Below are 6670 nucleotides of genomic sequence, written 5' to 3'. Positions count from 1 at the left end.
GTCGCGGCCCATCAACGCCGTGGGCGCGGTCGGCGAAGCGGTTGCGCGGCCGGTTGTCGTCGACGATCAGCACCCCGCCGGCGCGCCCGCGCCAGCTGCATCGCCGCGTTCAGGCCCGCGTACGAGCCGCCGATGATCACCGCGTCATGCGTCATGTCGGGGTCCATTCGATCCTCCTGGATGGGTTTCGCGCATGCGGCCGGCGAAGTCCTGGGCCAGATCGGCCAGGGTGACGTCCGCCAGACGCGCCTCGATCAGGGCCCGGGCCTCGGCGTAGGCGCCGGCCAGGGCCTGGTTCACCGACATCTCGACCTGGCAGCCGGGGCTTTCCGTCTCGGGAGCCTCGGGGACCAGGCCGGGTTCGCCGATGGCCTCGTGCACCTGCCGAAGGGTGACGGCCTCCAGCGGACGAGCCAGCCGCCAGCCGCCGCCGTGGCCCTTCTCGGAGCTGACGAAGCCGGCTTTCCGCAGGCCCGCCATCGTCCGCCGCACCACGACCGGGTTAGTGCGCAGACAGGTCGCGAGTTCGTCGGACGTCATGCGCCCGCCGCGTTCGGCCATGTGCAGAAGAGCGTGGAGAACGCCCGAGAGCCTGGAGTCCCTTTTCATGTAACTTCAATTGTTACGTGATGGGCCGAGCGTCAAGGCGCCCGGGGAATTCTTTTTCGGTCAGGCTTCCGGTGCGACGGCGACGTCTTCGAGCAGGGCGACGAAGCGGCGCACGGCCTCGTCGGCCAGCTCGGGGTGATAGCGCATCGGCCTGGCCGCGCCGGGCTCGTCGAAGGCGTGGGTGCCCTCGGCGATCCAGGTCTCGATGTCGGCGCCGCAGTCGCGGACCATGGCGTGGACGCTCTGGGCGTTGCGCACCGTGGTCAGGTGATCGGTCCGCGAGATCACCGCCAGCGTGCGCGGGCAATGCCTCCACGGCCGCATGCGGTTCAGGGCCGCGACGCCGATGTAGGGGTAGGCCAGGTAGGCGGCCAGGACCCCGTCCAGCGACACCGCTCCGGGGTTCGCCAGCCCCAGGGATCGGTCGCGGCGATCGGCGCTCATCGCCTCCATGATCCCCCAGCCGCCATGGCTCCAGCCGGCGAGTGCGATCTTCGACGGATCCACGTCCCGTCTGCGGGACACGCCGTCCAGGGCGGCCAGGATGTCCCCGGCGCGCTCGTCCCCGCGTAGGACCAGGCCGGTGCAGACGGTCAGAAGGGCGCGCTCGCGGCTCCAGCCGCGCGGACCGTAGGAATCGACGATGAAGGCGCGCCAGCCGGCCGCCTTCGCCGCCTCGGCGTAGCGGGGCAGGTGGTCCCTCAGCCCGCCGCAGCCGTGGAACAGCAGGGCCGCCGGGCGGGGCCGGTCGTCATCCGGGCCGATCAAGGTCACGCCGGGTTCGAGCAGGGTCCAGCGGTCGGCGAGGGTGTCCATCCGGCCAGCCTAGCCGTTATGGGTGCGCTTTCCGAGATAGACGTCGATCAGATAGCGGCCGTCCGAGCCCTGGTCGGCGAGGCGACGCTCCAGTTCGGCCAGAACCCGCGCGTCCACCGCCGCGGCCGCCGCGGGCGAACGGGCCCATCGGCGCTTGAAGCCGGCCGGAACGCCCCGGGCGAACTCCATCTCCCGGGCCCGGCGCGGATTCCCGACCGACCGGTTCTTCGGCCATTTCGATGAAGCGTTCCCATCGGCCCGGACATCATCGCGTCCAGGGTCCGGGGCATGTCGTAGTAGGCGCCTCAGCCAGCAGGACGTAGGAGTCGATCGCGGACCAGTCGACCGAACCGTCGGGCCGGCGCGGGGGCTTGTGCGCGGCGCGGCGGGCGAGGGTGGCCTTCAGGTTGAAGGCGGCGTGGACGCCGAGAAGAGCCAGGGCGGCCAGCCACGGAAGAGCGCCGGCCACGAGCACGGCCAGCGCCGCGAAGCCCGCCGCGAACCGTCTGTCGGGATCGAGCCAGCCGACGGCCAGGAAGACCGCGGCGACGACCGGAAACGGCCAGGTGCGCGGCGCCCAGTGACGGACGGCCAGGCGCCAGGTCTCGCAGCGCATGCGAAACGACAGATCCATCGCGCGGCTCTGCACGCGGCTGAGGAACAGGTTCAGGCGGTATCCCATACGGCCAAGGTTGGAAGCCGCCCCCGCTCGGGCAAGCGGCTTCCGCCCTGACGATCAGTGACGGAAGACGCGCACCCCGGTGAAGGCCATGGCCACGCCGGCCTCGTCGGCGGCGGCGATGACCTCGTCGTCGCGGATCGAACCGCCCGGCTGGATCACCGCCGTGGCCCCGGCCGCGACGGCTTCCAGCAGGCCGTCGGCGAAGGGGAAGAAGGCCTCCGAGGCGCAGGCCGACCCTTGGGCCAGCGAATGGGCCAGGCCTTTCGCCTCCCCGGCCTCGCGCGCCCGGATGGCGGCGATGCGGGCCGAATCGCGGCGGTTCATCTGGCCGGCGCCGATGCCGGCGGTCTGGCCGTCCTTGGCGTAGACGATGGCGTTGGACTTCACGTGCTTGGCCACCGTGAAGGCGAACAGCATGTCCTCGATCTCCCGCGGCGTCGGCTGGCGGCGGGTGACGATCTTCAGGTCCGAGGCGGCGATGCGGCTGCGGTCGCGCGACTGGACCAGGAAGCCGCCGGCGACCGAACGGAACACCTCGCCGGCGGCGAGCGGATCGGGCAGGCCGTCGGTCAGCAGCAGGCGCAGGTTCTTCTTGGCGGCGAAGAGGCCTTTCGCCTCCTCGTCGGCGCCGGGGGCGATGACCACCTCGGTGAAGATGTCGGTGATCAGCTTCGCGTCCGCGCCGGTCAGCGGGCGGTTGACGGCGACCACGCCGCCGAAGGCCGAGACGGCGTCGCATTCCAGGGCCCGGGCGTAGGCCTGGGTCAGGTCCGCTCCGACCGCGACGCCGCAGGGGTTGGCGTGCTTGACGATCACGCAGGCCGGGGCCTGGAACTCGGCCACCAGTTCATAGGCGGCGTCGGCGTCGGCGATGTTGTTGTAGCCCAGCTCCTTGCCCTGCAGCTGGCGGGTGTTGGCGACGCCGGGGCGGGCTTCCGAGGTGCGGTAGAAGGCGCCCGACTGATGCGGGTTCTCGCCGTAGCGCAGGGTCTGGGCCAGGGCGCCCGAGATCGACTTGCGGGCCGGGGCCTCGTCGCCGACCTGGCCGGCGAACCAGGCCGAGACGGCGGCGCGTAGGCGGCGGTGGCGGGCGAAGGCGCGGGACGGCCAGGCGCTTGCGCAGCTCCAGCGAGGTGGCGCCGTCGGCCTTCAACGCGGCCAGGACCTCGTCGACGGCGGCCTTGTCGACGCAGACGGCGACGTAGCCGTGGTTCTTGGAGGCCGAGCGGATCATGGCCGGGCCGCCGATGTCGATGTTCTCGACCGCCGTCTCGAAACCGCCGCCGGATGCCACGGTCTGTTCGAACGGATAGAGGTCGATCCAGGCGATATCGATGCCGCCGATGCCGTGCTCGGTCATCGCCTGCGCATGGCTGGGCTCGTCCCGCACGCCCAGCAGGCCGCCGTGGACCACGGGGTGCAGGGTCTTGACCCGACCGTCCATCATCTCCGGGAAGCCGGTCAGATCGGCGACGTCGCGGACCGGAAGCCCGAAGCCGGCGATGGCGGCGCGGGTGCCGCCGGTGGAGACCAGCTCGACGCCCAGGTCGTGCAGGGCGCGGGCCGCGTCCTCGAGGCCCGTCTTGTCCGACAGCGAGATCAGGGCGCGCTTCGGCGCCACGCGGTCGGGCGCGGGGGGAAATCGGGAGCGGCGGGCATGGCGGCGGTCCGTATGTCAGGAGCGGGGGAGGCGCGGGGCCTCTAGCACTGTCCGGCGGCGGATTGAACCGTGGAGGCCGGAAGAAGGTGCGAAATCGCCCGCCGCCTTATGCTCCAAGCCGCTCGAAATCCACCACGATCGGCTCGCGGCCCAGCAGTGACAGAAAGCGCCGGAACTCGCCTTGGGCCATCGCCGTCGTCGCCGTGTTGGTCAGGGGGTGGAAGTTGACGACCTCGGCGTCCCACAGGGCCTTGTCGAGGACGAAGGTCACGCGATGGTCCGGGTCGTTGATCAGGCCGAACGCCGTGACCGAGCCAGGGGTCAGGCCCAGGGTCTCGTAAAGCAGCCCCTCGTTGCCGAAGCTCAGGCGGTCCGAACCGACGGTCCTGGGGGTCTTCTTCAGGTCGATGACCGTGTCCTGACGGGCCGAGATCAGCCAGAGCTTCCCCTTCTTGTCCTTCAGGAACAGGTTCTTGGTGTGAGCGCCGGGCATGGCGGCCTTCAGTTCCAGCCCCTCCTCGACGCGGAAGACGGCCGGGTGATGGTGCGTGGTCTGGACGATCGCGTTGTCGGCCATCCAGGCCAGCAGGCGGTCGCGGTCATAGAGAGGGGCGGTCGGCTTGTCTTCGGTCATGGGGCGAAGCTAGGGAAGAGGGACCGCCTCGCCTAGCCGCCGGAGACCGCCCGTGGAACTGGAATGCTATCCGATGACGCAGACGCCGCCGGACCTGGTGCCGGGGCGGCAATCGCGCGACTGGATGGACGCCTTCGCCAGCCGGCATCCGTACCGCTGCCTGCCGCTGAACATGGCCAACACCACGGGCTGGGAAATCCTGTGCCCGGTCACCTTCACGGCCGAGTGGAACGGCGGGCCCAGTCAGGCCGACATCGTCATCACGCCCGAGCGGCCGACGCCGAACCTGACGCACATCGTCACCTCGCACTTCTCGCGCGGGGTGCTGACGATGCATCCGCAGTATCTGTTCCGCACGCCGCCGGGCTGGGGGCTGCTGGCCGGGGGCGCGCCCAACCACGTCAAGGACGGGATCCAGCCGCTGACCGGCCTGATCGAGACCGACTGGCTGCCCTTCCCCTTCACGATGAACTGGCTGTTCACGCGGCCCGGACGGGTGAAGTTCCAGAAGGGCGAGCCCTTCTGCTTCATCACCCCGATCGAGCACCGCAAGGCGGAGGGCTTCCAGCCGGTGATCCGGTCGCTGGAATCCAACCCGAACATGCACGGGCAGTTCGAGGCCTGGAACCGGGCCCGGACCGACTTCAACAAGCGGCTGGCCTCGGGCGATCCGGACGCGGCCAAGGAGGCGTGGCAGCGCTTCTACTTCAAGGGCGAGATTCCCGAGGACCTGGGCGCGGCGCCCGAAACACACGTCAACAAGCGCCGGCTGAAGTCGCCGCGGATCGGGTAGGTCAGGGGCTAGGGAATAGGTTCTAGGTTCTAGGGAGAAATCGTCCGATCCCTAGAACCTAGCCCCTAGAACCTGAAACCTACGGTCACATCGGCCGGGCGACGCGCGGGCCCAGGTTGTCGATGACCTCGCCCGCGTCGAAGGCGTTGGGGTCCTCGGTCGGCTTGCGGCCGCGGCCCATCACGATCTCGGCCGAGGCCTCGTAACGGTCGATCTCGCGCACGTCGAAATCGGGGCCGAACGGATCGCGGAAGCCCCACGGGCTCCAGTACCCTCGACGATAGTAGCGCCACGACGGACCCCAGAACGGGCTGTAGCGGTCATAGTAGAAGGGATCGCGGATGCCGCCCGAATAGCGCACGTCGCGGTCGGTCGCCCGGTTGACGGTGGCGAACCAGTCGTAGCCGTTCTCGCGGGTCAGTTCGGCGGCGCGCAGCAGCAGCGACATCTCGACCTGCTCGCGCGAGGTGACGGAGTTGCCGAAGAAGTTGACGCGGAAGCGGTCGGAATCGACGCGCTGTTCGGAATAGCCGTAGCGGCTGTCGGGACCCGCCGGACCATAGGGGGTGGCGGTGGCGCAGGCGGCGAGCGTCAGCGCGGCCGCGGCCGCCAGGAGGACGGGCTTCAGGACACGGTGTCTCATGGGAATGCTCCTTGACGCGCCACTGCGCGCCCTGACGGCTGAACGGGGCATGAACGGCGCCGGTTCCGGCCCGATCAAGCCTCTATAAACGTGAGATAATGAGCACGGCGGCGGCGAGCAACAGCAGGCCCGTCAGAAGCGCGAAGCCGCGGCGGAACCGGGGCTCGGACATGCGCCGGGCCAGCGCCGCCCCGCCCAGTCCGTAGGCGGACATGCTGAGCACGTCCATGCCGATGGTCGCGACCGCGAACAGGGCCAGCTGCGGCGCGGCGGGCCGGTTCACGTCGAGGAAGGGCGGCAGCACGGCGGTGAAGAACAGCACCGCCTTGGGGTTGGCGATCTGGACCATGAAGCCGTCGACCAGGGCGCTGCGGCCCAGCCTGACGGCGGGCTGGTCGGGATCGGCGGCGGTGCGGAAGGCTCCGCGCCAGGCCTGATAGCCCAGCCAGGCCACATAGAGGGCGCCGGCGATGGAGATCAGGCGGAAGACCTGCGGAAAGGCGATGACCAGGGCGCCCAGGCCCAGGGCCGCCGCCCCGAACCACACCAGGGTGGCGGCGTTCATCCCGACCACGCCCAGAAGGGCGCCGACCTTGCCGCGCTGGACGCCGTTGGCGACCGAGAAGATGTTGGCGGGCCCAGGGGTTATGGCCATCACCGCCATGACCCCCAGGAAGGTCGCGTAAAGATGCGGATCGACGGGAAGGGCGGCCATGCGCCCCCTCTCGGGCCGCGAGGCCTTCCGGTCAAGTCAGCCGGGGCGAAGGGTCAGGCGGGGTGCGAGGCCGGGGCGGCGGGCGTCTCGGCCTGGGCCTCGGCGGCATCCGCGGCGG

General features: G+C 70.4%; 8 protein-coding genes and 1 pseudogene. 1 reads left to right on the top strand and 8 read right to left on the bottom strand.

Annotated features, from left to right (window positions below; genetic code table 11):
* Positions 1-144: 144 nt before the first annotated feature.
* The 6 genes and pseudogenes from AC2W7C_RS11975 to AC2W7C_RS11950 form a co-directional block, all read right to left on the bottom strand.
* On the bottom strand, positions 145-609 hold the full coding sequence (locus AC2W7C_RS11975; protein WP_486001646.1) for an Rrf2 family transcriptional regulator: 465 nt from the start codon (positions 607-609) through the stop codon (positions 145-147).
* Between the two features lie 60 nt (positions 610-669).
* Positions 670-1425 carry a dienelactone hydrolase family protein gene (locus AC2W7C_RS11970; RefSeq protein ID WP_486001645.1) on the bottom strand — a complete coding sequence of 252 codons (756 nt, stop codon included), beginning with the start codon at positions 1423-1425 and terminating at the stop codon, positions 670-672.
* Between the two features lie 9 nt (positions 1426-1434).
* The gene (locus AC2W7C_RS11965; RefSeq protein WP_486001644.1) at positions 1435-1614 is read right to left on the bottom strand and encodes a hypothetical protein; all 180 of its coding nucleotides are present in this window, start codon (positions 1612-1614) and stop codon (positions 1435-1437) included.
* 76 nt (positions 1615-1690) lie between these two features.
* Complete coding sequence (locus AC2W7C_RS11960) at positions 1691-2107, bottom strand: hypothetical protein (RefSeq protein WP_486001643.1); 417 nt, start codon at positions 2105-2107, stop codon at positions 1691-1693.
* 54 nt (positions 2108-2161) lie between these two features.
* Positions 2162-3766: pseudogene (gene purH / locus AC2W7C_RS11955) on the bottom strand (bifunctional phosphoribosylaminoimidazolecarboxamide formyltransferase/IMP cyclohydrolase).
* Positions 3767-3873: 107 nt separating this feature from the next.
* Positions 3874-4401, bottom strand: coding sequence for a prolyl-tRNA synthetase associated domain-containing protein (locus AC2W7C_RS11950; RefSeq protein WP_486001642.1), 528 nt, complete (start codon positions 4399-4401; stop codon positions 3874-3876).
* Between the two features lie 52 nt (positions 4402-4453).
* Between AC2W7C_RS11950 and AC2W7C_RS11945 the strand changes: the two genes are divergently transcribed.
* Complete coding sequence (locus AC2W7C_RS11945; protein WP_486001641.1) at positions 4454-5194, top strand: DUF6065 family protein; 741 nt, start codon at positions 4454-4456, stop codon at positions 5192-5194.
* 85 nt (positions 5195-5279) lie between these two features.
* Here AC2W7C_RS11945 and AC2W7C_RS11940 read toward each other — a convergent pair whose 3' ends face one another.
* On the bottom strand, positions 5280-5837 hold the full coding sequence (locus AC2W7C_RS11940) for a CC0125/CC1285 family lipoprotein (protein WP_486001640.1): 558 nt from the start codon (positions 5835-5837) through the stop codon (positions 5280-5282).
* An 82-nt stretch (positions 5838-5919) separates the two neighbouring features.
* A complete protein-coding gene (locus AC2W7C_RS11935) occupies positions 5920-6552 on the bottom strand; it encodes a LysE family translocator (RefSeq protein WP_486001639.1) in 633 nt (210 codons plus the stop codon).
* Positions 6553-6670: the final 118 nt, after the last annotated feature.

The sequence above is a fragment of the Brevundimonas sp. CURTG3B2_SDJG genome (assembly GCF_057364705.1).
This window is presented reverse-complemented; position numbering and strand designations above follow the sequence as displayed.